Origin of the sequence: Streptomyces sp. NBC_01017 (genome assembly GCF_045162795.1) — a bacterium.
GTDB classification, from domain to species: Bacteria; Actinomycetota; Actinomycetes; order Streptomycetales; family Streptomycetaceae; genus Streptomyces; species Streptomyces machairae.
Window position 1 is genome coordinate 9,879,983 of sequence record NZ_CP108683.1, and the last position, 23,209, is coordinate 9,903,191.

Consider the following 23,209-nt stretch of genomic DNA (forward strand, 5'->3'; position numbering starts at 1 on the left):
CCCCGGACCGTCAGGCGCCGAAGAGCTGGGTCCAGTACGTGCCGGCCGGCCCGCCGCCCGCGAAGCCGATTCCTATGTGGGTGAAGTCACGCTTGAGGATGTTGGCGCGATGGCCCGGGCTGTTCATCCAGCCCTCCACGACCTCGGCCGCGGAGCGCTGGCCGCACGCGATGTTCTCGCCGATCGAGCGCATGCGGGAGCCCGCGGCGGCCGCCCGGTCCCAGGGTTGGCTTCCCTCGGGCGAGGTGTGGGAGTAGAAGGCACGGGCCGCCATGTCGACGCTGTAGGCCTGCGCCGCGGTGCTGAGCGCGGGATCGACGGCGAGGGGACGCAGCCCGGCCCGGGCCCGCTCCCGGTTGGTGAGGTCGACGACCTCGGTCACGGTGCGGGACAGGTCGCCGGGGGCCAACGGCCTGGCCCAGAGCGCCGTCCAGTACGTGTCGCCCGAGCGGCCGCCCGTGACGTGCGCCAGCGCGGCGTGGGTGAAGGCCGGGTCGTGCAGGGTGCGGCGGGGCTGTTCGGTGCGCAGGCAGTAGGCGACGAACTCGGCGGGGGTGCGCGGGCCGGAGACCAGGTGCTCGCCGACGGTGAGATACGCATACCCGGCGCCGGTGATGCGCTGGTACACGGAGACGCCGTCGCGGCCCTCGACGCCGAGCTGCCCCGCCGCTGCCATGGCGGAGGCGTGGGCCTGCGCGGCGGAGGCCAGGCGGGCGTCGACGGTGACGGGCGGTGAACCGGCACTGGCGCGCGCGGAGTTGACCAGGCCCAGGAAGCCGTCGCGATCGGGGGAGGGGGCGTGCGGGGCGGCGACGGCGGACAGGGTGTGCATCGCGGACCGGGCCGCCGGTCCGGCCGGAGTGATCGCTGCGGGTGCCGTGGCGACCGGGGTCGGCGTCGCGTCCTCGACGACGTCCACCCCGAAGTCGCGCGCCAGCCCCGCCAGCCCGTCCGCGTACCCCTGCCCCAGCGCCCGCAGCTTCCAGCCGTCGCCGCGCCGGTAGATCTCCGCGAGCAGCAGCAAGGTCTCCTGCCGTGGGCGCGGCGGGGCGAACCGGGCGATCGCGCGGCCGCCCGGACCGCTGACGTGGACCACGGGGGCCGGCAGGCGGCCCAGGGGAGTGCCCGGGTCGGCGGGGCTGACGACCACCGTGACCCGGGTGGCCCCGGGGCGCAGGCGCGGCGGGTCGACGGTCAGGGTGTCGCCCCGGAGCCGGGCGCCCGCCGTGGACGGCTGGTTGTAGAACACGAAGTCGGCATCGCCGCGGACCTTGCCGCTGTCGTCGGTGACCAGCGCGGACACGTCGAAGGGGCCGGGCACCCGGACGGTCACGCTGCCGCCCGGGAGGGGCAGATTGCCCCCGGGAACCAACTCGCTCATCGGGCTGTCCTGGTGGGTCGTTCGAGATCCGGTGGGGATGCCGGTGGTGTTGTCGTGGAAACGTCCACCGGATCTCGCGGGTTCCCGCCCCGTCCTCGCCCTCAGCCCGCGTTCGGGCCCAGCGGGAGCCGGATCCCGGGTTCGATGTCCTCGTGCCGTTCGACCACGGCGGCACGCTTTTGCGGCTTCGTCTGCTTGCCGCAGAACGCGGACTCCAGGGTGCCCATCATGGAGTTGAGGACCGTGCCGTTGTTGGAGGTGTTGGCGAGCGCGGCGAGGCTGCGCCTGCCGTCCTTGGAGGCGAACGCGTACGTGTAGTAGCCCTGCACGGCGCCCGTGTGGCCGTACACGGAGACCCCGCACGACAGATCGCGGCGCCGCAGCCCGAGCCCGTACGACTGCACGCCGCCCGCCGGTACCCAGCGCTGCATCTGGGCCAGCTGTGCCCGGGAGGTGAGCCGGCCGCCGAGCAGGGCCGACAGGAACGTGTTGAGGTCGCGCGTGCTGGAGATGACCGCGCCCGCGCTCTGCGCCCACGACGCCGTCTGCTCGGTGGCGTCGACGAGCGCCGCGCCGGCCGTGTCCGGCGTGAGATAGCCGCGGGTGTGCCGGCCGGGGATCTTCTTGCCGGGGTGCACGTAGAAGGTGTCGCGCAGCTTCAGCGGCTCGATGATCCGGTTCCGGTACTCGGTGCCCACGGAGTGCCCGGTCAGCTTCTCGATGAGCATCCCGGCGACGACGAAGTTGGTGTTGGAGTAGGAGTACGCGCCGCCCGGCTTCGTGGTCCGTGCCTTGCTCAGGGACCGGTTCACCAGCTGCCGGTAGGTGAACACCTTCGTACGGACCGCCTCGAAGCCGGGAACCGTCCGCGCGAACATCTCGTTGGTGTAGTCGTACAGGCCGCTGCGGTGGCTGAGTACATGCCGGACCGTGATGCCGTCGTCGGGCAGGAGCCCCGGCAGATAGCGGTTGACCGGGGCGTCCAGCTTGAGCCGCTTCTCCTCGGCCAGTTGCAGCAGGACGACGGCCGAGAAGGTCTTCGTGACGCTGCCGATGCGGAACCGGTCGGCGTTGTTGATGGCCCGGCCCGACTTGCGGTCGGCGACGCCCACGGCCGCCCAGTGGGCCGTGCCGCCGTCGTCGAGGCGCGCGATCGCGCCGGGTGCGCCCTGCCGCCGCGCCGTGCGCAGGACGTTCCAGATGCCGTCGACGTCCGGGGCGGGCAGGGCGGCTGCCTTGGCGTCGACCGCGGCGGCGCCGGGTCGCCCGGGCGCGGCGTGGGCGGGAACCGCCAGGAGAGACATCACGGCCGCCGCCACCGCCGTACCTCTGACCACCGTTGCTGAGACCATCCGGATTCCTCACGTTTCTGTCGATGTGCTGCTCATACGAGAACGATCAGCTTCGTGCGGGGCAACCCTCTCGCATCCCGTCAGATCGCCACAGACGACGCACAGTTGGACAGGCAGGGATCACCGGGTGGGAGTCCTGCAGTGTTCGTCAGGGAATCCTGCTTCTTTTATTGACGGCGGAAAATAAGCCATCTAGGTTCCGGTCATGTCCTCGATCCGCCGTGCCGAGACGTTCCCGGCGAACACGCCGGCCGCCTCGCAGATCTTCACCACGGTCCTGAGCCATGGGCCGCTCACCCGCCTTGAGGTGGCCCGGCGGGCGGGACTGTCCCCGGCCGCCGTCACCAAGGCGGTCCGGCCCCTCATCGAGGCCGGCTACCTCGTGGAGGACGCGGACGAGCCGGCCCGGCCCGCACTCGGCCGCCCCGCCAACCCGGTGCGGGTCGACGGGGGACGGGCGCTGTTCATCGGCGTCAAGGTGACCGGCGACGAGGTCATCGCCGTCCTCACCGACCTGTGCTGCCGCATCCGCGTCGCCCGCCACGCCCCGCTCCCGGACCGGGAGCCCAAGCGCGTGCTGGCTTCGGTCGCCGAACTGGCGGGCGAACTGCTCGCCGAGGCGGGCGGCTCGGGCGTCCCGGTCCTCGGCCTCGGAATCGCCGTCTCCGGTGACGTGGACCGCGGCGCCGGAGCCGTCCGCTACTCCCCGTTCCTGGAGTGGCGGGACGTGCCCCTCGCCGAACTCGCCTCCGCGACCACCGGATTGCCGGTCACCGTCGACAACGACGTACGGGCCCTGACCGTCGCCGAGCAGTGGTTCGGCGCCGGCGTGGGGCTCTCCGACTTCGCCGTGGTGACCGTCGGCGCCGGCATCGGCTGCGGCCTCGTGGTGCACGGCCGCGTCGTCGCCGGTGCGCACGGCGTGGCCGGGGAGATCGGGCACGTGACCGTCGACCCGGCCGGCCCGCCCTGCCACTGCGGCAACCGCGGCTGCGTGGAGGCCATCGCGGGGGACGCCGCGATCGTCCGGCGGATCCGCGAGACCACCGGCGTCGACGTCGCCGACACCGCAGAAGCCGTGGCCCTCGCCCACCGCGGTGTCGCCGGAGCGCGCGAGGCCTACGCGCGCGCCGGCGAGGCGATCGGACGCGGCATCGCCACCGTGGCCAACCTGCTCGGCCCCGAGCGGGTGATCATCTCCGGCGAGGGACTCGCCGCCTACGACCTGTTCGCCGAACAGATCCGCGACGCCTTCGGCGCGGCCGCCTTCGGCTCCGCCGCCCGGTGCGACGTACAGACCCGCCCGCTGCCCTTCGAGGAGTGGGCGCGCGGGGCCGCGGCCACCGCGATCCAGTCCTTCATCAGAGCCGACGACCAGCGCCAGAACCGCTGAACCAACCCAGGGAGGTACGACCCATGAGGTCATCCTCGTACTCCGTCATGCCCGCACGCGCCCTGAGAGCCGTGGTGGTCCTGGCCCTCACCGCCGGTGTCACGGCCGCCGTCCCCGCCGCGCAGGCCGAGACCCCCGCGCCCCCGGCCGCCCCGGCCACCACCGTGGCCGCCAAGCCCTACATGGGCTGGACGAGCTGGACCATGCAGTCGTCGAAGTACCCGGACCTCAACCCGAAGGGCGACTACAGCTACCTGTCCGAGGCGAACGTCATCAAGCAGACCGACGCCATGGCCGCCAAGCTGAAGAAGTACGGCTACGAGTACGTCAACATCGACGCCGGCTGGTGGATGGACTGGTCCTGGAAGTCGCAGTTCGACGAGTACGGCCGGCAGAAGGCCGACCCGGTGCGCTTCCCCAGCGGCATGAAGGCCGTCGCCGACCGCATCCACGCCAAGGGCCTCAAGCCCGGCATCTACCTCCCGGTCGGCCTGGAGAAAGGGGCGTACAACGACGGCAAGAACCCGATCTGGAACGCCGCGGGCTGCACGACCGGCGACATCGTCTACGACGACCTGCGCACCACCAACGGCTGGGACAGCGCCTACAAGATCGACTTCTCGAACCCCTGCGCGCAGAAGTACATCGACTCCCAGGCCCAGATGTTCGCCGACTGGGGCTACGACTTCCTGAAGCTCGACGGCGTGGGCCCCGGCTCCTTCAAGAGCGGCGACAACTACAACAACGTCGCCGACGTCGCCGCCTGGCAGAAGGCCATCAAGACCGCCGGCCGCCCGATCCACCTGGAGCTGTCCTGGTCCCTCGACTACGGACACGTCGAGGACTGGAAGAAGTACTCCAACGGCTGGCGCATCGACACCGACGTCGAGTGCTACTGCAACACCCTGGTCACCTGGGAGAACTCGGTCGACGACCGCTGGGACGACGCCCCGGCCTGGACCGCCCACGCAGGCCCCGGCGGCTGGAACGACCTCGACTCCCTGAACGTCGGCAACGGCGAGATGGACGGCCTCACCAAGGCCGAGCGGCAGAGCTACGCCACCCTCTGGGCGATAGCCAAGTCCCCGCTCTTCACCGGCGACGACCTCACCGAGCTCGACTCCTACGGCCTGTCGCTGCTGACCAACCGCGAGGTCATCGCGCTCAACCAGAGCAGCGCCCCGCCCGCCGAGCCCGTCACCGCCTCCGACCCGCAGCAGGTGTGGGCCGCGAAGAACCCGGACGGCACCTACACCGTCGCGCTGTTCAACCTGTCCGACGCGCCCGCCTCGGTGACCGCCAACTGGCCGACCCTGGGCTTCAAGGGCAAGGCCTCGGTGCGCGACGTGTGGAACAAGGAGAACCTCGGCTCCTACACCGACAAGATCACCCAGGCACTCCCCGCGCACGGCTCCCGCCTGTTCACCGTCACCCCGCGCGGCACCGACCTCGCCTGGACCGCCTACGAGGCCGAGGCGGGCACCCTGAGCGGCAACGCCTCCGTAGCCGACTGCTCCGCCTGCTCCGACGGCCGCAAGGTCGGCAACCTCTACACCGGCGGCAAGCTGACTCTCGACGACGTGGTGGTCCCCAAGGCCGGCACCTACCAGATCAAGGTCGCCTACGTCAGCGGTGACGCCCGTTCGATCTCCGTCTCGGCCAACGGAGGCGGCGGCACCTCGCACAAGTTCGCGTCCACGGGCGACTGGGGCACGGTGAACAGCGTCCACGTGGCGGTGAAGCTGAAGGCCGGGGCCAACACGATCACGTTCGACAGCGGGACCGGCTACGCGCCGGACATCGACCGGATCGACGTGCAGAAGTCTCTCTGACCTCCCTCCGTCGGGGCCCGGCAGCGCGCCGGGCCCCGGCCCAGACGCATCCGGAGCCCCGCATGAACACCAGCCCGAACGAGCCGAGCCGAAGAACTCTCCTCTCCCTCGCCACCACCGCGGGCCTCACCGCCGCCCTCGGCACGCTGCCCACGTTCACCGCCTCCGCCGCTCCTGTCCGCCCCGCCGAAGTCCCGCTCCCCGCCGACGCCGCTCGCGAGCGGCTGTGGTGGCAGGCACCGGGCGACGAGGGCTCACTCATCGAACAGGGCCTGCCCCTCGGCAACGGCCGCATCGGAGCCCTCGCGAGCAACGACCCCGGCCGCGAGCTCCTCCTGATCACCGACGCCACCATGTGGACCGGCGGCCTCAACGACACCCTGGACCAGGACGGCCAGTTCCCCTACGGCCGCTCCGACTTCGGCTCCTTCACGCTGCTCGCCAGGCTCACCGTCGACATCCCCGCCCACGACCTCGGCGCCGTCTCCGGCTACCGCCGCACCCTCGACCTCGCCCAGGGCCTGGTCACCAGCTCCTACGTCCGCTCCGGCGTCACCTACCGGCGCGAGATGTACGCCAGCCACCCCGACGACGTCATCGTCCTGCGCTTCACCCAGAGCGGCGGCGGCCGCTACACCGGCTCCATCACCCTCACCGGCACCCACGGCGAGAAGCCGACCGCCGCAGAGTCGTTCGGCGCGGCCCTCCCCAACGGCCTGCGCTACGGCGCCGCCGTCAAGGCCCGCGGCAGCGGCGGCAGGGTCACCGTCAACGGCACCCGTATCGACTTCGCCGGCTGCAAGGACCTCACTGTGGTGGTCACTGCGGGCACGAACTATGCGCCCGACGCCGCAGCCGGCTTCCGTGCTCCCTCCCTCGACCCGGAGCGCCTGGCCCGTACGAAGGTCCGCGCCGCCGTCGCGGAGTCCGCCGACGCCCTGCGCCGCACCCATGTCGCCGACTACCGCGCCCTGTACGGACGGCTCGGCCTCTCCCTCGGCACGTCCACGGACGCCCAGCGCGAACTCGACACCTGGGAGCGCCTGCACGCCCGCAGCCGCGATCCCGAACCCGACCCGGAACTGGAAGCGGCCTACCTCCAGTACGGCCGCTACCTCATGATCACCGGCTCGCGCGACAGCCTGCCGATGGGCCTCCAGGGCCTGTGGCTGGACGGCAACGACCCGGACTGGATGGGCGACTACCACACCGACATCAACATCCAGATGAACTACTGGATGGCCGACCGCACGGGCCTTTCCCCCTGCTTCGACGCCTTCACGGACTACTGCGTCGCCCAGCTCCCCTCCTGGAACGACACCACCCGTCGCCTGTTCAACGACCCGCGCAACCGCTACCGCAACTCCAGCGGCAAGAACGCCGGCTGGGCCGTCGCCTTCTCCACCAACCCCTACGGCGGCAGCGGCTGGTGGTGGCACCCGGCGGGCAACGCCTGGCTGTGCACCACGTTGTGGGAGCACTACGAGTACACCGGGTCACGCGAGTACCTGAAGAAGATCTACCCCCTCCTCAAGGGCGCGTGCGAGTTCTGGGAGGCGCGGCTGCTCACCGTCACCCTCCCCGGCACGTCGAAGGAGGTGCTCGTGGACGACAGCGACTGGTCTCCCGAGCACGGCCCACAGGACGCCAAGGGCATCACCTATGCTCAGGAAGTCGTGTGGACACTGTTCGGGAACTACTGCACCGCGGCCGCCGCTCTCGGGCGGGACACCGACTACGCGGATACGATCGCCTCACTGCGCAGAAAGCTGTACCTGCCGCAGGTCAGCCCGACCACCGGCTGGCTGGAGGAGTGGATGTCGCCCGACAACCTGGGTGAGACGACCCACCGCCACCTGTCCCCGCTGATCAACCTGTTCCCCGGCGACCGCATCCGCCCCGACGGCTCCACCCCGGCCGACATCGTCGCGGGCGCCACCGCCCTGCTCACCGCGCGCGGCATGGAGAGCTTCGGCTGGGCCAACGCCTGGCGCAGCCTGTGCTGGGCCCGCCTGAAGAACGCGGAGAACGCCTACCAGCTGGTGGTCAACAACCTCCGCCCCTCGACCGACGGCAGCAACGGCACCGCGTTCAACCTCTTCGACATCTACGAGGTGGAGCGCGGCCGGGGCATCTTCCAGATCGACGCCAACTTCGGCACGCCGGCCGCGATGGTGGAGATGCTGCTGTACTCGCGGCCGGGCCACGTCGAGCTCCTGCCGGCGCTCCCCGACGCCTGGGCCGACTCGGGCCATGTGAGGGGCGTCCCCGTGCGGGGCGGTTTCGAGGTCGACCTGAGCTGGCGCGACGGACGCCCGACCGAGGCCCGGATCCACAGCGTCGGCGGCCGCACCACGACGGTCGCGTACGGCGATGTGTCCCGCACGGTCACCCTGCGAACCGGCGCGTCGGTCACGCTGAAGGACTTCGCCAAGTGAGGGCCGGGCTCCCGCTGGCCGCCGTCCTGCTGACGGTCGTCGCCTGCCAGTCGCCGCCCGCAGAGGCGACCGCCGACGCGAGCGGCGTCGTCACCTGGGCGGCGAGCGCCGACCGCATGGCGGACGGCGTCGCCGGCCGCAGCTACCGGCTCGTCGTGCACACCAGCGTGGGCGGCACCGACACGCGGATCAGGCTGTCCAACGCCTTCGGGGACCGGCCGATGACCTTCGACAGCGTGTACGCGGGCATCCAGAAACAGGGCGCCGAGCTGCGGTCCGGCAGCAACCGGCGGCTGGCCTTCGGCGGGAAGCGCACGGTCACCGTGCCGGCCGGCGAGACCGTGTGGAGCGACCCGCTGCCCGGCAGGCTGCCCGCCGCGACCAACCTCGTCGTCAGCCTGCACAGCCCGGACGCGGGCGGCCCGGCGACCGGCCACTGGATGGCCATGCAGTCGTCCTACGCGACCCAGGGCGACCACACCGCCGAGGAGGGCGGCGCCGCCTGGACCGTCCCGACCGGCTCCTGGTTCTATCTCGACGCCGTCTCCGTGCGCGCCCGCGCCGGCACCGGAGCGGTGGCCGCCCTCGGCGACTCCATCACCGACGGCTGGCAGTCCACCACCGACCTCAACCGCCGCTGGCCCGACTACCTCGCCCGGCGACTGCAACGCTCGGACACGGCGGTGAAGGGCGTGGCCAACGAGGGGATCTCCGGGAACAAGGTCCTCGCGGACGGCCCCGGCGAGAGCGCGCTGAACCGGCTGGAGCGGGACGTCCTGTCCCAGCCGGGCGTGCGGACCGTGTTCCTCTTCCAGGGCGTGAACGACATCAAGGCCCATACGGGCGTCACGGCCGACGACCTGATCGAGGGCTACCGCGAGATCATCGACCGGGCGCACGCGGCCGGCAAGTGCGTCGTCGGCGCGACCGTCGGCCCCTACAAGGGCTGGCTCGAATGGGACCCGGCCGGTGAGGCAGTGCGCCAGGAGGTCAACGAGTTCATCCGCACCAGCGGCGAGTTCGACGCCGTCACCGACTTCGACCGCATCCTGCGCAGCCCCTACGACCCCGCTCGGATGCTGCCCGCCCTCGACGGCGGCGACCACATCCACCCCAACGACAAGGGCATGCAGGCGATGGCCGACGCCGTCGACCTGACCGCCCTGGACTGCGACACCACAGGCTGACGTGCACGACGGGGCGTCAGCCCACCGCCTCCTCGCGGGTGATCAGACCCTCCCGATAGGCGATCGCCACGGCCTCCGTACGGCTCGCTGCGCCCAGCTTGGCGAGGATGTTGGAGACGTGGACGCTCGCCGTCTTGCCGGTGATGTACAGCTCCTCGCCTATCTGCCGGTTGCTGCGGCCGAGGGCGAGGAGCCGCAGCACGTCCTGCTCGCGGGCCGTGAGCAGGGAGGAGCGGTCGGCGGAGGTGTCCGCGAGGCGGCCCCGGCGGATCAGGGCGTCCACCCGCTCCAGCAGCAGCGTCGCACCGAGCCGCTTCGCCGTCTCCCGTGCCGTCCGGGCCTCGGTGGCCGCCGCCTCGCGCTCGTCCGACGCCAGCAGGGCCTCGGCGTGCCGCACCCGACAGCGCGCCCGCTCGTACTCGTCGCCGTAGTCGAACGCCGCCACCGCCTTCGCCCACGCCCGCACGTCAGGCCCGGACACCGTCCGCGCCCACTCCGCCTCCGCGCGGGCCAGCCACGCCATGCCTTCCGGACCCTGAGGCCTGCTGTCCCCGCCGCGTGCCGCCGTGCCCCGCGCCAGCTCGACCAGTTCGGTCGCCGTGGCCGCCCAGCGGCGCAGCCCCGGTTCGTCGCCGGTCAGGCGCAGCTCCGCCGCCCGGTCGGCGACCGCGGACAGCGCGAGGGCGGCCAGCCGGACCGTGGCATCGGGGAGCGCCCCGGCGTCGTCGGTGAGCGCCGCGACCGAGGACCGCATCCGCTCCACCGCCGCCTCCGCGTCACCGCGCCACGCGGCGGCGTCGGTGAGCGCGATACCCGCGATGAGCGTGCCCATCCAGTCGAAGGGCCCCGCCAGCAGCGCGCGGGCATCCTCGACGGCCGCGAAGTCACCGCGCGCCAGAGCTACGTACAGCGCGGGACCGGTCGTGTATCCGCCCGCCGCCGGCAGCACGCCGGCGTCGGCCGCCGCCACGCTCACGCACTCGTCCCAGCGGCCCAGCGTGTACAGCACGAGCAGCCGCAGGTACCGCATCTCCAGCGGATACAGCGAGGACAGCAACCCGGCACGCCGGGCCCGGTCCAGCCCTTCCGTCAGCCAGGGCAGCGACTCGTCGAGGTCCCCGGACTCGAAGCAGCCGACGGCGAGGCTGAACAGGGCGCGCATCTCCACCGGGGCGTTGCCCGAACGCCGCGCCAGATCCCGGGCCTCGCGCAGCCGTGCACGCCCCTGCGGTGTGCGCCGGCCACCGGCCTCGAGAACGGCCAACGAGATGAGCAGGTCCGCCCGGGCGTCCGTCACCTGGAGTTTCTCGGCGGTGCGCAGGGCCTCGCGGGCGACCCGCAGGGCGGTCTCGTTCTCCCCGACCTGGCGGGCCGCAAGGACGTGCGTGGCCGCCGCCCACACCCACGTCCGCGAGGGGGGCTCCGCCGGGATCAGGGCGAGCGCCTCGCTGCTGTAGGCGAAGGCCGCCGTCAGGCTGTCGACGCCGAGCAGGTTCCCGGCGAGCGTGTAGCGGACCCGGGCGGCGAGTTCGGTGTCGGTGTCCTGGCCGGGGGCCGCGAGCACGGAGCGGGTGAGGGAGACCGCGCGGTGCGACTCACCGGCGTGCGCGGCGGCGGCCGACGCGCGCAGTGTGAGCGTCACCCGGTCGGTGCCGTCGCCCGACGGCCGCGCGGACGGCTCCACCGACGACCACAGGTCCAGGGCGCTCTCCAGGTGCCGTAGCTCCTCGGCGGGCGCGCCGACCCGGTGCGCGTGGTCGGCGGCCTCCAGCGAGGCGGCCAGGGCCTCGGCCAGATCGTGGCTCTCGCGGTAGTGGTGGGCGCGCTCGGCCGCCGTCTCGTCGGGACGGCCGCGTCCGGCGAGCAGCCGGGCGAACGCACCGTGCAGCCGGGCCCGTTCACCAGGGAGCAGATCCGCGTACACCGCCTCACGCGCGAGCGCGTGCCGGAAGGCGTACGTGTCGCCTTCCCCTGCCACGAGCAACTGGCGCCCGATGGCCTCACGCAGCGCCGACTCCAGCTCCTCCTCCGGAATGCCCACGGCACCCCGCAACAGGTCGTGTTCGACGCGCCGCCCCGCCACGGCGGCCGTCCGCAGCACCTGCTGGGCGGTGTCGGACAGCTGCTCGAACCGGATGAGGAGGACATCGGCCAGCCCACTGGGCACCCCGCCGGCCTCGGTGTCCGTCGCCGCGACCAGTTCCTCGGCGTAGAAGGCGTTGCCCTCGGCCCGCTCGACGATCCGCCGGACCGTAGTGTCCGGCAGCGGCCGCTCCTGGACGGCGCGCACCAGCCGGGCCACCTCGGTGTCGGCCATCGGGCGCAGCTCCAGCCGCTCCACGGCGGGCAGCCGCACCAGTTCGGCCAGCAGCGGGCGCAGCGGATGACGCCGGTGCAGGTCATCCGCGCGGTACGACGCGAACACGGCCAGCCGATGGGCGGGCGCCCCACCCGCCGGCCGCTGCAGGATGCCCCGACTCAGCAGGAACCGCAGCAGATCCCTCGACGACTGGTCGGCCCAGTGAAGGTCCTCCAGCACCAGCAGCAGCGGCGCGACGTCCGCCAGATCGGCCAGCAGCCCGGCGACGCCCTCGAACAGGCGCAGCCGGTCGCTCACGGCGTCCGTGTCGCCGCCCAGCAGCCGTCCGACCACCGGATGCGCGGCGAGGACCTCCGCGAGCCGCTCGTCACCGGCGAGCACGCCCAGCACCTCGGTGAACGGCAGATACGGCAGCCCGACATCACCGAGATCGACACAGTGCCCGGTGAGGACGATCATCCCGTCCCGAGCCGCCCGCCCCGCGACCTCGTCCAGCACCCGCGTCTTGCCGACCCCGGCGTCCCCGGCGATCAGGACGGCCCGGGCCTCACCGTCCCGGGCACGCTCCAGCGCCGTGGAGAGGCGAGCGAACTCGCCCTCTCGCCCGATGAGCGGCGTGGTGAAAGAGGTCTGCGACACGGATACATCCTGTCACTCACCTCTGACAGAGCTCGTGGCCCTCAGGCGCGCAACGTGTTCGCCCAATCGGCAGGGACCCGCCCCGCGGGCCCCGGGGTGGGCTGCTCGGCCGGATGGCTGTCCGGTGCCGCGAGCTCGGGCCCCGACTCGTACATCTCGTTCGTGCCGTAGTTCCAGTACCAGCTCTCACCCGGCTCGAAGCTCTGCACGAAAGGGTGTCCGGTATCCCGGAAATGCGCCGTCGCATGCTTCGCGGGCGAACTGTCACAGCACCCCACATGCCCGCACTGCGCACACCGCCGCAGATGGAACCACCACCCGCCGGCCTCGTCGCACTCCGGGCACCCACTGCCGCTCGGCGGCACGTTCGGATCGATGCCCTTGACGTCGTTCATGAAGCCTCCTCGGACGTGAGTGGAAGCAGGACCTGGAAGCGGGTGTCGCCCGGTTCGGACTGCACCTGGATCGTGCCGTGATGCTTGTTGGTCACGATCCGCCAGGAGATGTCGAGCCCGAGCCCGGTGCCCTCACCCACGGGCTTCGTCGTGAAGAACGGATCGAAGATGCGCCCCCGGTTCTCCGCCGGGATGCCGACGCCCGTGTCACGGAACTCCACCAGCAGCCGGTCGTGATCCGGAGCCGTCCGCACCGTCAACGTCCCTTCGCCGCCCGCGCTGTTGATGGCCGAGACGGCGTTGTCGATGAGGTTCGTCCACACCTGGTTGAGCTCCGCCGGGTACGCCGGGACCCTCGGGAGCGAACGGTCGTACTCCTTGACGACCTTGATCTGCGGGCCGATCTTGCCCGACAGCATCAGCAGGGTGCTGTCGAGGAGTTCGTGCACGTCGGCGTTCTGGAAGGGCGCGCGGTCGAGCTGTGAGTACTGCTTGGCGGCGTCGACGAGATGCGAGATGCGGGTGGTCGAGTCGTTGATCTCGTCCATCAGCAGCTCGGTCTCGACGGTGTAGTTGAGCCATCCGATCGCGCTCGGCAGGATCTCCTCGTCGACCGCCGTCGCGACCTGGTCCAGCCAGTCCACGTCGAGGCCGGCCTGGACGAAGGTGGGCGCGATCCGCCAGCCGTCCTGGATGCCCTGGTCGTCGAGCCAGTCGGTGAGCGCGTCCTCCCGGTCGGCGGCCTCCAGCGGACTCAGCGTGGGGGCCTTGGCGACCCGCTCGGCGGTGCGTTCCTGGATCTCGATGAGGTTGGCGATGACCTCGGGGGAGTACGAACCCTGAGCGATGATGGCGAGCTTGTGCCGCATCTTGCCCACGCGTTCGCGCAACGTGGCGGTCGCCCGTACGGCCGCCGCCGCGGGGTTGTTGAGCTCGTGCGTGAGCCCGGCGGACAACGAGCCGAGCGCCAGCAGCCGTTCGCGCTGCCCGATGGCCTGCTGCGTGCTCTTCGAACCGAAGAAGAGCCCCTCCAGCAGATGCACCGCCATCGGGAACCACTCCTGCATGATCTCCGCGAAGGTGTCCGCGGGCAGCACGAAGAACCGCGTCGGCTCCGTGACGCGCATGGAGTTGTTGTAGACCTGCCGCACCCGGTCACCCAGATACGCCTGCATGGACCCCGCGTACACCCCGCGCTGCGAGGTCCGCGTCACCTCCACGTCGTCCCCGGCGACCCGGCGGGACAGCACGACCGTGCCCTCGATCATCACGTAGAAGCAGGTCGAGGGGTCACCCTCGGTGTACACGGGGCCGGGCTCGTACTGCTCCACCCGCCCCTCGTCGCACAGCCTGCCGAGCTGCTCGGGGGTGAGCTTCTCGAACAGGAACAGGGACCCGATCTCCTGGGCGTTGCACGGCATCGACTGCCCGCTCATGACTGCTCCAGATAGCGGTGGACGAGCATGACGGCCATGGCTCCCTCCCCGACGGCGGACGCGACGCGCTTGGCGGACTCCGAGCGCGCGTCGCCCGCCACGAACACGCCGGGCACGTTGGTCTCCAGGTGGTACGGCGGCCGGTCCAGCTCCCAGCCGGCCGGCGGCCGCCCGTCGGAGGCCAGGTCGGGCCCGGCGAGGATGAACCCGCGTTGGTCCCGCAGCACCGTCTCGTCCAGCCAGTCGGTCAGCGGGGCCGCGCCGATGAACACGAACATCCACTGGGCATCAACCAGTTCGGTGCGCCCGCTGTCCGCGTCGCGCAGCGTCAGCTGCTCCAGATGGTCGGAGCCGTGCGCGGACTCGACGACGGTCCGGGGGCGCACCGAGATGTTCGGTGCCTCTTCGATCTGCTGGACCAGGTAGTGCGACATGGACGCCGACAGGGACTCGCCGCGGACCAGCAGCGTCACCGATTTGGCGCCCCGCGCCAGGTACATCGCCGCCTGCCCCGCGGAGTTGGCGCCGCCGACGATGTACACGTCCTGGCCCTGGCAGGCGGGCGCCTCCGTGAGCGCCGACCCGTAGTACAGCCCGCGCCCGGTCAGGTCGTCGCAGCCGGGCGCCGCCAGCTGCCGGTACGACACGCCCGTCGCCAGGATCACGCTGTGCGCGGCGACCGCCGAGCCGTCCGAGAACCGTACGATCCGGGCGGCCCCGCTGACCTCCAGCCCCGTCACCTCGCGCGCGGTGAGGATCTCGGCGCCGAACCTCGCCGCCTGCCGCCGGGCCCGGTCGGTGAGCTGCGCCCCCGACACGCCGTCCGGGAAGCCGAGGTAGTTCTCGATTCGGGAGCTCTGCCCGGCCTGCCCGCCCGTCGCCGACCGCTCCACCAGCACGGTCCGCAGCCCCTCGGACGCCCCGTACACGGCCGCGCCCAGCCCGGCCGGGCCGCCGCCGATGACGACGAGGTCGTAGAAGTCGGCCGTCGGCATCGTGGCCAGCCCCACCTTCGAGGCCAGCTCGGGTGCCTCGGGCGCCACCAGGGGCGTCCCGTCCGGCGTGATGACCAGGGGCAGCCGCTGCCCGTCCTGCTCTGCGGCGGCCAGCAGCCGCTTGCCCTCGGGCTCGTCGGCGGAGTACCAGCGGTACGGCACCTGGTTGCGGGCCAGGAACTCCCGTACCTCCGAGGAGCGCGCCGACCAGCGGTGGCCGACCACCTTGGTGCTGGGCACCGGGCGGTAGTCGCTGCGCCGCCAGGCCTCCAGCAGGTCGTCCAGGACCGGGTAGAGCTTCTCCTCGGGCGGATCCCACGGCTTGAGCAGGTAGTGATCGAGATCGACGACGTTGATCGCGTCGATCGCCGCGCTCGTGTCCGCGTACGCGGTCAGCAGCACGCGGCGGGCGCCGGGGTAGACGTCCAGGGCCTGTTCGAGGAACTCGATGCCGTTCATCTGGGGCATGCGGTAGTCGGCCAGGATCACGGCCACGAGATCGCCGCGCAGCTTCAGTTCGCGCAGCGCCTGCAGCGCGGACTCGCCGGACTCCGCGCGCACGATCCGGTGCGACTCGCCGTAGCGCCGCCGCAGATCGCGGGCGACCGCCCGGGACACTCCCGGGTCGTCGTCCACGGTCAGGATGACGGTCCGCGCTGCGTCGGACGCCTGTGCCATACGTCTCCCACCCCGGGCTTCGCGTTCACGGCGCGGCGGCGAGCGTCAGGAGGCGCGGTCGCCGAGCCGACTTCCGGCCATCGTATGTTCGATCCGCCCGCTTCGCTCAGGTATGCGGGCGCCGACCGCGCTCAGGTGCGTCGTGGGCCGAGCACGCAGAACTCGTTGCCCTCGGGATCCGCCAGCGTGACCCACGGCTCGTCGCCGCTCTGCCCGACGTCCGCGTGGCGCGCGCCGAGGGCGAGGAGGCGGGCGACCTCCGCGTCCTGGTCGTCGGGGCGGAAGTCGAGGTGGAGGCGGTTCTTGACGGTCTTGCCCTCGGGGACGGGCCCGAAGATCAGGCCGGGCAGCCGGTCCCGCTCGGGCCGGATCTCGAACTCGTCGGCCGAGTCGTTGAGCACGACCCAGCCGAGAGCCTCGGCCCACCAGCGGCCGAGGGCCACGGCGTCGGCCGCGTCCACGTTCACCTGCTCCCACTCCAAAGCCATGGGCGCAGCGTAGTGAAGACTGGGCTCGACGGACGTGACCGCGACACGAGGAGGCAGCCGGAATGACGCGCCCGATCACGGCAGGGGTGGACGGATCGGAGGAGAGCCTCGCCGGGCTGGCCTGGGCCGCCCGCGAAGCCGTCCGCCGGGGGCTCCCCCTGCGGGTGGTGCACGCCTGGCGGTTCCAGCCGCACGACGCGATCGACACCGGGGACGAGGACACCCACGCACAGTGGGCGCGCGAGGGACTGGCCGAGGCGGCCCGCACGGTGACCGAGCGGCACCCGGGCCTGGACGTGACCACCGACATCGTCCAGGGCCCGCCCGCCGAGACGCTCATCGCCGCCGCGGGCGAGGCCGAGATACTGGTGCTGGGCTCGCGCGGCCACGGCCGTGTCGTCGGGTTCCTGCTGGGCTCCGTCGGGCAGCAGGCGATCGCCGGGGCCACGCGGCCCGTCGTGCGGGTACGGGCCGGGGACGAGCCGTCCGCTGAAGCCGCCGGGCGCGAGATCGTCGTGGGTCAGCAGGGCGACCCCGAGGACAGCGCCGCCGTGCTGCGGTTCGCGTTCGAGACGGCCGCGGCGCGTGGCGCGACCGTGCGCGCCGTGCGGGCCTGGACCCTGCCGCCGCTGTTCGCCTACAGCCCGGGCTCCCTGAAGCTGCTCGACGAGGCCGGGGGACTGGAGCCGTACGAGAAGAAGGCCCTGGGCGAGGCGCTGCGGCCGTGGCGGGAGCGGTTCCCCGACGTCGCTGTCGTCGAGCACGTGGAGATGGGCAGCGGCGGGCAGGTGCTGCTGTCGGTCTCCGGGCGGGCCCAGCTGATGGTCGTGGGGCGCCGTGCCCACCGCACGGCCGTGGGCGCCCGGATCGGCTCGGTGGCGCACGGCATGCTGCACCTCGCGGACTGCCCGGTGGCCGTGGTGCCGCACGACTGAGTCAGCCGGACCTCAGCCGGACCTCAGTCGGACCTCAGCCGGACCTCAGTCGGACGTCGTCGGCTGCAGCGTCTCCCGGGCCTTGGGCAGGATGTTCGTGATGTAGTCCTCGACCACCATGTCCAGGGCGATGTCGTGCTGCGCCCGCTCGGACAGGTACCAGCGGTGTTCGAGCAGCTCGTGGTAGATCTCTGCCGAGTCCATGGAGCCGCGCAGCTCCAGCGGCACGGCCCGCACGGTGGGGCGGAAGACGTCCCGCACCCAGCGGTGCGCGAGGACCTCGGGGCGGGCGCCGAGGGGGTCGCCCGGGGCGTAGTCGTCCTGGGTGGCCATCCAGCTCTCCAGGTCGTTCAGGAGACGCCGGGCCTGGTTCTCCTCGGTGTCCAGGCCCGTCAGGCGCAGCAGTTGCCGCTGGTGGTGGCCGGCGTCGACGACCTTGGGCACGAAGGTGACCGTGTCGCCGTTGGCGGCGTGCTCGATCTGCATCTCGGCCACGTCGAAACCGAGGTCGTTCAGCCGCCGTATTCGCCGCTCGATGTAGTGGTACTTGCCCGCCGGGTACACCGACGTGCGGGTCAGCTCCTCCCACAGGCTCTGGTAGCGCGCGCAGATCTCGGTGCCGAACTCGATCGGATCCACCGAGGGGTGCAACGCCCCGGACGCCTCCAGGTCCAGCAGTTCACCGCTGATGTTGACCCGGGCGAGATCCAGGTCGTAGTCGCGCTGGCCGTTGCTGAGCCGCGGGTGCAGGTCGCCCGTCTCGGCATCCACCAGATAAGCGGCGTAGGCGCCCGCGTCCCGCCGGAACAGCGTGTTGGACAGCGAGCAGTCGCCCCAGGCGAATCCGGCGAGGTGAAGACGGACCAGCAGTACGGCCAGCGCGTCCATCAGGCGGTGCATGGTCGCGGGCCGCATCGTCGTCTCGAACATCGAGCGGTACGGCATCGAGCCGCCCAGGTGCCGGGTCACCAGCACCGACTCCAGGGAGCCGCCGTCGGCGTCGGTGCGGCCGGTGACCACGGCGAGCGGGTCGACGGCCGGGATGCCGATGCGGTCCAGGTCGCGCAGGAGTTCGTACTCGCGCAGTGCCGGGCGCTCGGCGAGCTCCTTGACGGCGATCACCTCGTTGCCGGCGCGGGCGTAGCGCACGACGTGCCGGGATATACCGCGCGGCAGCGGGACCAGGACCTCGTCCGGCCACTCCTCCAGCGGCAGCTGCCAGGGCAGTTCCAGCAAAAGCCCGGGGTGCTCCGGGTTCGTCGCGCTGATCTGCAGTGCCATGGGGCGTTCGTCCTCGCCTAGCCGTGATCGTCAGCCCACCTTAGAGCGCGCGCTCCCGGGCCTGAAGAGCGGCTTCCCGCACCGCTCCACGGTGCACGGGGCCGTGCCCGGGCAGCAGCACATCCCCCTTGAGGCCTTCGAGTACGTCCAGCGAGGCCACGGCGCGGGCCCGCTCGCGGTGGAACATGTCGGGCAGCAGCTGCGGCCCCTTGATCCGGGAGGTGGGGTGCCCGCTGACCAGGGCGTCGCCCGCGATCACCACACCGGCGTCGGGCAGGTGGTAGGCGCAGTGCCCGTCGGTGTGACCGGGTGTGTGCACCGGGACGGGCCGGCCGGGCAGGTCGAGGGGTCCGGCCGACGGGAACGGCTCGGGGGAGGTGACCGGGACGTGTGCGGTGCCGCCGGAGCGGATCGCGTGGACCGCCCAGGGCAGGACACCGGGGCGCCAGCCGTTCCTGAGGACCGTTCCGACGTCGACCTGGTGCAGGAACTCCCGGCGTGCGTGCGGCACTTCGGCCTCGTGGAGGTACACGGGCGTGCCGTACGTGGCGCGCAGGTACTCGGCGTTGCCCAGGTGATCGGTGTGCGCGTGCGTGATCAGTACGGCGCTGACGGCCTCCGGTGAACTTCCCACCTCGGCAAGCGAGGCGAGGAGCTGCTGCCGGTCCCCGGGGTAGCCCGTGTCGATGAGCGTGGCGGCGTCCCCCTCGCTGAGGATCACCCAGTTGGTGTTGCTGCCGTGCACCAGATAGGTGCCGTCCGCGACTTGCTGCACATCTGCGCGCATGATCGTCCCGCGTGTGAGGTCCGTGCTCGACGGACACAGCAAAGCAGATCGGGCGGTAAGCGCGTTCGGCGGGTCCGGACGCATCCCGAACAGGAACCGCGTCAGCCGCGTCCTGCGGCCGATGAACGGCGAGAGGGCTGCCTCCGGCACCGTCCACCGGAGGCAGCCCCCGCGCGCACCCGAAGCGGCCGCCTCTCCGCCTCAGTGCACGCCGTGCGGGCGGAACTGGATGCTGATGCGCGGTCCCGCGGCGCGCGTGGTCTTCGGTATGGAGTGTTCCCAGGTCCGCTGGCAGGACCCGCCCATCACGATGAGGTCGCCGTGCCCCAGCGGCCGGCGCACCGTCTCGCCGCCGCCCCGCGCCGGGCGCAGCAGCAGATCCCGTGGAGCGCCCACCGAGAGGATCGCGACCATCGTGTCCTCGCGTGCGCCCCGCCCGATCCGGTCCCCGTGCCAGGCGACACTGTCCCGGCCGTCGCGGTAGTAGCAGAGCCCGGCCGTGGTGAACGGTTCGCCCAGTTCCTCGGCGTAGTGCGCGGACAGGGCGTCGCGCGCCTCCACCAGGACAGGGTGCGGGAGCGCGTCGTCGGCGCCGTGGAAGGCGAGCAGACGAGGTACGTCGACGACGTTGTCGTACATCGTGCGCCGCTCCGCACGCCAGGGCACCTCGGCCGCCAGGTGTTCGAACAGGGCGTCGGCCCCGCTGAGCCAGCCGGGCAGCATGTCGATCCAGGCGCCGTGGCCCAGCGGGGTACGGCGGATCCCGGTGAGGGACCCGAGCCGCAGCTCGTCGGTCTGGTCGAACAGGGAGCCCTGGAGGTGCGTGGCCATGGTTCCAGCGTACCCCTGAATCGAAAGTCTGTTCCCATTGATTCCCTCGTTACCCCTCCCGCTTTTCTCGATCTTGCTCGGACCCTTTGGATACATTGATGTATCGGATACATTCCCGTATCGAATGGAGGTCCGGACATGGCGGTGGAGGGCACGACCAAGCGCGTCACCAGGCGCCGGGTCCGTACGCGGGCCAATCTCCTCGACGCCGCGTTCGCGGTGTTCGCGGCCAAGGGATTCGGCCGTGTCTCCATCGAGGAGGTCTGCGAGGCCGCCGGCTACAGCAGGGGCGCCTTCTACTCCAACTTCGACAGCCTGGACGAGCTGTTCTTCGCCCTCTACCAGCAGCGCGCGGACGTGATCGCCGAGCAAGTGTCCGGGGCGCTCGCCCTCGACGGGCCCGACCTGGACGTGCCGGCCGCCGTGGACCGGGTGACGGACGTGCTGCTCCTGGACCGCGACTGGCTGCTGGTGAAGACGGACTTCCTGGTGCACGCCGCCCGCGACCCGGCCGTCGCGCGGACCCTGCTGGAACACCGCGCACGCCTGCGCGGGGCGATCGCCGACCGCCTCTCCCGCGCCCAGGTGCGCAGCGCACTGCCCGCCGTACTCGGCGACATCGACGGCGCCGCACACGCCGTGGTCGCCGCCTACGACGGAGTCACCACCCAACTGCTGCTGGACAAGGACGTCGAGCACGCCCGCGTCTGGCTGGGGCAACTGCTCACCGCGCTGCTCACCGACGGCAGCGACACCACCGCATGAGGACATGAGGAAGGGACGGTCGCCATGGATGCCGACGTCATCGTCGTCGGAGCAGGACTCGCGGGCCTGGTCGCCGCGAGCGAACTGACCAGCCGGGGCCGCAGGGTCGCGCTGGTGGACCAGGAGAACGCCGCCAACCTCGGCGGGCAGGCCTTCTGGTCGTTCGGAGGGCTCTTCCTCGTCGACACCCCGGAGCAGCGGCGCCTGGGCATCAAGGACTCCCTCGACCTGGCCTGGAACGACTGGCAGGGCAGCGCGCAGTTCGACCGGGTGGACGACGAGGACTCGTGGGCGGTGCGCTGGGCGCGCGCCTACGTCGAGTTCGCGGCCGGTGAGAAGCGGACCTGGCTCGACACGCACGGCATCAAGTTCCTGCCCACGGTCGGCTGGGCCGAGCGCGGTGACCTGCGCGCCGACGGCCACGGCAACTCCGTGCCCCGGTTCCACATCGCCTGGGGCACCGGCACCGGCGTGGTGGAGCCCTTCGTCCGGTACGCCGAACAGGCCGCGCGCGACGGGCTGCTCACCTTCTACCACCGGCACCAGGTCGACGCACTGGTCATAGCGGACGGCGCGGTGAGCGGCGTGCGCGGCACCGTCCTGGCCGACGACGACGCTCCGCGGGGCGTCGCCTCCAACCGTGACCGGATCGGCGAGTTCGAGCTGACCGCCCAGGCCGTCGTCGTCACCAGCGGCGGCATCGGCGCCAACCACGACATCGTCCGCCGCTACTGGCCCGAGCGGCTCGGCACCCCGCCCACCGAGATGGTCACCGGCGTCCCCGCCTACGTCGACGGCCGGATGCTCGACATCAGCGCGGAGGCGGGCGTACGGCTGGTCAACCGCGACCGGATGTGGCACTACACCGAGGGTCTGCAGAACTGGGACCCGATCTGGCCCGGCCACGGCATCCGCATCCTGCCCGGACCGTCCTCCATGTGGTTCGACGCCCTCGGCCGCCGGCTGCCCGACCCGTGCCTGCCGGGCTACGACACCCTGGGGACCCTCAAGCACCTGCGCACCGACGCGGACATCGCCGGCCACGACCACTCCTGGTTCATCCTCAGCCAGAAGATCATCGAGAAGGAGTTCGCGCTGTCGGGCTCCGAGCAGAACCCCGACATCACCGCGAAGGACCGCGCCGGGTTTCTGAAGGAGCGGGTGCTCGGCAAGGGCGCCCCGGGGCCGGTGGCGGCGTTCGTACGCAACGGCGCGGACTTCGTGACCGCCCCCAACCTGGAGCAACTGGTGGAGAAGATGAACCAGTTGACGGACAAGCCGCTGCTCGACGCGGAGGGCATCCGGCGCCAGATAGAGGCCCGTGACCTGCAGATCGCGAACCCCTACAGCAAGGACGCCCAGGTGCAGGGCATCCGCAACGCCCGCCGCTACGTCGGCGACCGCCTCGGCCGCGTCGCCACCCCGCACCGCATCCTCGACCCCGCGGCCGGCCCGCTGATCGGCGTCAAGCTGCACATCCTGACCCGCAAGACCCTCGGCGGCATCCAGACCGATCTCGACTCCCGTGCGCTCGGAACCGACGGGACGCCGATCGATGGTCTGTACGCGGCCGGCGAGGTCGCCGGCTTCGGCGGTGGCGGCGTCCACGGCTACAACGCCCTGGAGGGCACGTTCCTCGGCGGCTGCCTGTTCTCGGGCCGCACGGCAGGACGGGCCGCGGCGCGGCAGACGGCCTGACGACGGCGTACGGCCCGTCTCCTCACGCCTGGAGGAGACGGGCCAGCACGGCTGCGTGGCTCTGCTCGGGAGTCTTCGACGAGGTCAGCAGGGTCACCGAGCCCTTGCCCGCCAACTCCCTGACCCGGTCGAGGAGTCCGGCCGCCTCGGGAGCGGCCAGCTCCGCCTCGTAACGGTCGGCGAACTCCTCGTACGACCCCTCACCCGCGTGATACCAGCGGCGCAGCTCGGTCGACGGGGTGAGTCCCCTGGGCCACTCGTCGACACGGGCCGCGTCCTTCGACATGCCGCGCGGCCACAGCCGGTCGACCAGGACGCGCACGCCGTCCTCCGGTTCGGGTGCTTCGTAGACGCGACGGATGCGAACGCTCATGGCCG

At 71.9% G+C, this 23,209-nt stretch carries 18 protein-coding genes; 7 read left to right on the forward strand and 11 right to left on the reverse strand.

Translation table 11 applies throughout. From position 1 onward, the window contains the following. Window positions 1-10: 10 nt before the first annotated feature. Together OG331_RS45215 and OG331_RS45220 are read right to left on the reverse strand one after the other, a co-directional pair. Entirely contained in the window at window positions 11-1,381 is a 1,371-nt protein-coding gene (locus OG331_RS45215) for a CAP domain-containing protein (protein ID WP_406208432.1), read from the reverse strand. Between the two features lie 101 nt (window positions 1,382-1,482). Continuing rightward, a complete protein-coding gene (locus OG331_RS45220) occupies window positions 1,483-2,733 on the reverse strand; it encodes a serine hydrolase domain-containing protein (protein WP_406208435.1) in 1,251 nt (416 codons plus the stop codon). A gap of 205 nt (window positions 2,734-2,938) precedes the next feature. Here OG331_RS45220 and OG331_RS45225 point away from each other — a divergent pair, with 205 nt between their 5' ends. From OG331_RS45225 to OG331_RS45240, 4 genes are all read left to right on the forward strand, one after another. Continuing rightward, complete coding sequence (locus OG331_RS45225) at window positions 2,939-4,126, forward strand: ROK family protein (RefSeq protein WP_406208437.1); 1,188 nt, start codon at window positions 2,939-2,941, stop codon at window positions 4,124-4,126. A 23-nt stretch (window positions 4,127-4,149) separates the two neighbouring features. After that, a complete protein-coding gene (locus tag OG331_RS45230) occupies window positions 4,150-5,958 on the forward strand; it encodes an alpha-galactosidase D (protein ID WP_406208440.1) in 1,809 nt (602 codons plus the stop codon). Between the two features lie 62 nt (window positions 5,959-6,020). Beyond that, window positions 6,021-8,396: a glycosyl hydrolase family 95 catalytic domain-containing protein gene (locus OG331_RS45235; protein ID WP_406208442.1), complete on the forward strand. Its 2,376-nt coding sequence runs from the start codon at window positions 6,021-6,023 to the stop codon at window positions 8,394-8,396. After that, window positions 8,393-9,583 (forward strand): SGNH/GDSL hydrolase family protein, encoded by a 1,191-nt coding sequence (locus OG331_RS45240; protein ID WP_406208445.1) that lies wholly within the window; start codon window positions 8,393-8,395, stop codon window positions 9,581-9,583. The genes OG331_RS45235 and OG331_RS45240 overlap by 4 nt, the downstream gene beginning before the upstream one ends. Before the next feature lie 16 nt (window positions 9,584-9,599). On the opposite strand, the gene OG331_RS45245 is transcribed toward OG331_RS45240, so the two are convergent. The 5 genes from OG331_RS45245 to OG331_RS45265 all read right to left on the reverse strand — a co-directional run bounded on the left by OG331_RS45245 (window position 9,600) and on the right by OG331_RS45265 (window position 16,534). After that, a complete protein-coding gene (locus OG331_RS45245; protein ID WP_406208448.1) occupies window positions 9,600-12,542 on the reverse strand; it encodes an AAA family ATPase in 2,943 nt (980 codons plus the stop codon). Between the two features lie 41 nt (window positions 12,543-12,583). After that, window positions 12,584-12,937: a UBP-type zinc finger domain-containing protein gene (locus OG331_RS45250; protein WP_406208450.1), complete on the reverse strand. Its 354-nt coding sequence runs from the start codon at window positions 12,935-12,937 to the stop codon at window positions 12,584-12,586. Next, window positions 12,934-14,373 carry an ATP-binding protein gene (locus OG331_RS45255; RefSeq protein ID WP_406208453.1) on the reverse strand — a complete coding sequence of 480 codons (1,440 nt, stop codon included), beginning with the start codon at window positions 14,371-14,373 and terminating at the stop codon, window positions 12,934-12,936. The genes OG331_RS45250 and OG331_RS45255 overlap by 4 nt, the downstream gene beginning before the upstream one ends. Further along, window positions 14,370-16,046, reverse strand: a complete 1,677-nt coding sequence (locus OG331_RS45260; protein WP_406208456.1) for an FAD-dependent oxidoreductase — start codon at window positions 16,044-16,046, stop codon at window positions 14,370-14,372. The genes OG331_RS45255 and OG331_RS45260 overlap by 4 nt, the downstream gene beginning before the upstream one ends. A 131-nt stretch (window positions 16,047-16,177) precedes the next feature. After that, window positions 16,178-16,534 carry a VOC family protein gene (locus OG331_RS45265; RefSeq protein WP_406208458.1) on the reverse strand — a complete coding sequence of 119 codons (357 nt, stop codon included), beginning with the start codon at window positions 16,532-16,534 and terminating at the stop codon, window positions 16,178-16,180. 62 nt (window positions 16,535-16,596) lie between these two features. Between OG331_RS45265 and OG331_RS45270 the strand changes: the two genes are divergently transcribed. Then, on the forward strand, window positions 16,597-17,469 hold the full coding sequence (locus tag OG331_RS45270) for a universal stress protein (RefSeq protein ID WP_406208461.1): 873 nt from the start codon (window positions 16,597-16,599) through the stop codon (window positions 17,467-17,469). Between the two features lie 45 nt (window positions 17,470-17,514). Here the strand turns inward: OG331_RS45270 and OG331_RS45275 are convergent, their stop codons facing one another. The 3 genes from OG331_RS45275 to OG331_RS45285 all read right to left on the reverse strand — a co-directional run bounded on the left by OG331_RS45275 (window position 17,515) and on the right by OG331_RS45285 (window position 20,368). Continuing rightward, complete coding sequence (locus tag OG331_RS45275; protein ID WP_406208464.1) at window positions 17,515-18,750, reverse strand: DUF4032 domain-containing protein; 1,236 nt, start codon at window positions 18,748-18,750, stop codon at window positions 17,515-17,517. A gap of 40 nt (window positions 18,751-18,790) precedes the next feature. After that, a complete protein-coding gene (locus tag OG331_RS45280) occupies window positions 18,791-19,537 on the reverse strand; it encodes an MBL fold metallo-hydrolase (protein WP_406208467.1) in 747 nt (248 codons plus the stop codon). A gap of 201 nt (window positions 19,538-19,738) precedes the next feature. Next, window positions 19,739-20,368, reverse strand: coding sequence for an alpha-ketoglutarate-dependent dioxygenase AlkB (locus tag OG331_RS45285; protein WP_406208470.1), 630 nt, complete (start codon window positions 20,366-20,368; stop codon window positions 19,739-19,741). Between the two features lie 138 nt (window positions 20,369-20,506). Between OG331_RS45285 and OG331_RS45290 the strand changes: the two genes are divergently transcribed. Next, window positions 20,507-21,133 carry a TetR/AcrR family transcriptional regulator gene (locus tag OG331_RS45290; protein ID WP_406208472.1) on the forward strand — a complete coding sequence of 209 codons (627 nt, stop codon included), beginning with the start codon at window positions 20,507-20,509 and terminating at the stop codon, window positions 21,131-21,133. Window positions 21,134-21,157: 24 nt separating this feature from the next. Continuing rightward, window positions 21,158-22,831 carry an FAD-binding dehydrogenase gene (locus OG331_RS45295; RefSeq protein ID WP_406208475.1) on the forward strand — a complete coding sequence of 558 codons (1,674 nt, stop codon included), beginning with the start codon at window positions 21,158-21,160 and terminating at the stop codon, window positions 22,829-22,831. A 22-nt stretch (window positions 22,832-22,853) separates the two neighbouring features. Here the strand turns inward: OG331_RS45295 and OG331_RS45300 are convergent, their stop codons facing one another. Beyond that, entirely contained in the window at window positions 22,854-23,204 is a 351-nt protein-coding gene (locus tag OG331_RS45300; protein WP_406208477.1) for a DUF488 domain-containing protein, read from the reverse strand. Between the last annotated feature and the right edge of the window lie 5 nt (window positions 23,205-23,209).

Excerpts from the sequence above, each read along its gene's own strand:
- OG331_RS45215 (WP_406208432.1), bottom strand. The coding sequence starts at position 1,381 with ATGAGCGAGTTGGTTCCCGGGGGCAATCTGCCCCTCCCGGGCGGCAGC.
- OG331_RS45220 (WP_406208435.1), bottom strand. The coding sequence starts at position 2,733 with ATGGTCTCAGCAACGGTGGTCAGAGGTACGGCGGTGGCGGCGGCCGTG.
- OG331_RS45225 (WP_406208437.1), top strand. The coding sequence starts at position 2,939 with ATGTCCTCGATCCGCCGTGCCGAGACGTTCCCGGCGAACACGCCGGCC.
- OG331_RS45230 (WP_406208440.1), top strand. The coding sequence starts at position 4,150 with ATGAGGTCATCCTCGTACTCCGTCATGCCCGCACGCGCCCTGAGAGCC.
- OG331_RS45235 (WP_406208442.1), top strand. The coding sequence starts at position 6,021 with ATGAACACCAGCCCGAACGAGCCGAGCCGAAGAACTCTCCTCTCCCTC.
- OG331_RS45250 (WP_406208450.1), bottom strand. The coding sequence starts at position 12,937 with ATGAACGACGTCAAGGGCATCGATCCGAACGTGCCGCCGAGCGGCAGT.
- OG331_RS45255 (WP_406208453.1), bottom strand. The coding sequence starts at position 14,373 with ATGAGCGGGCAGTCGATGCCGTGCAACGCCCAGGAGATCGGGTCCCTG.
- OG331_RS45260 (WP_406208456.1), bottom strand. The coding sequence starts at position 16,046 with ATGGCACAGGCGTCCGACGCAGCGCGGACCGTCATCCTGACCGTGGAC.
- OG331_RS45265 (WP_406208458.1), bottom strand. The coding sequence starts at position 16,534 with ATGGCTTTGGAGTGGGAGCAGGTGAACGTGGACGCGGCCGACGCCGTG.
- OG331_RS45270 (WP_406208461.1), top strand. The coding sequence starts at position 16,597 with ATGACGCGCCCGATCACGGCAGGGGTGGACGGATCGGAGGAGAGCCTC.
- OG331_RS45275 (WP_406208464.1), bottom strand. The coding sequence starts at position 18,750 with ATGGCACTGCAGATCAGCGCGACGAACCCGGAGCACCCCGGGCTTTTG.
- OG331_RS45280 (WP_406208467.1), bottom strand. The coding sequence starts at position 19,537 with ATGCGCGCAGATGTGCAGCAAGTCGCGGACGGCACCTATCTGGTGCAC.
- OG331_RS45285 (WP_406208470.1), bottom strand. The coding sequence starts at position 20,368 with ATGGCCACGCACCTCCAGGGCTCCCTGTTCGACCAGACCGACGAGCTG.
- OG331_RS45290 (WP_406208472.1), top strand. The coding sequence starts at position 20,507 with ATGGCGGTGGAGGGCACGACCAAGCGCGTCACCAGGCGCCGGGTCCGT.
- OG331_RS45295 (WP_406208475.1), top strand. The coding sequence starts at position 21,158 with ATGGATGCCGACGTCATCGTCGTCGGAGCAGGACTCGCGGGCCTGGTC.
- OG331_RS45300 (WP_406208477.1), bottom strand. The coding sequence starts at position 23,204 with ATGAGCGTTCGCATCCGTCGCGTCTACGAAGCACCCGAACCGGAGGAC.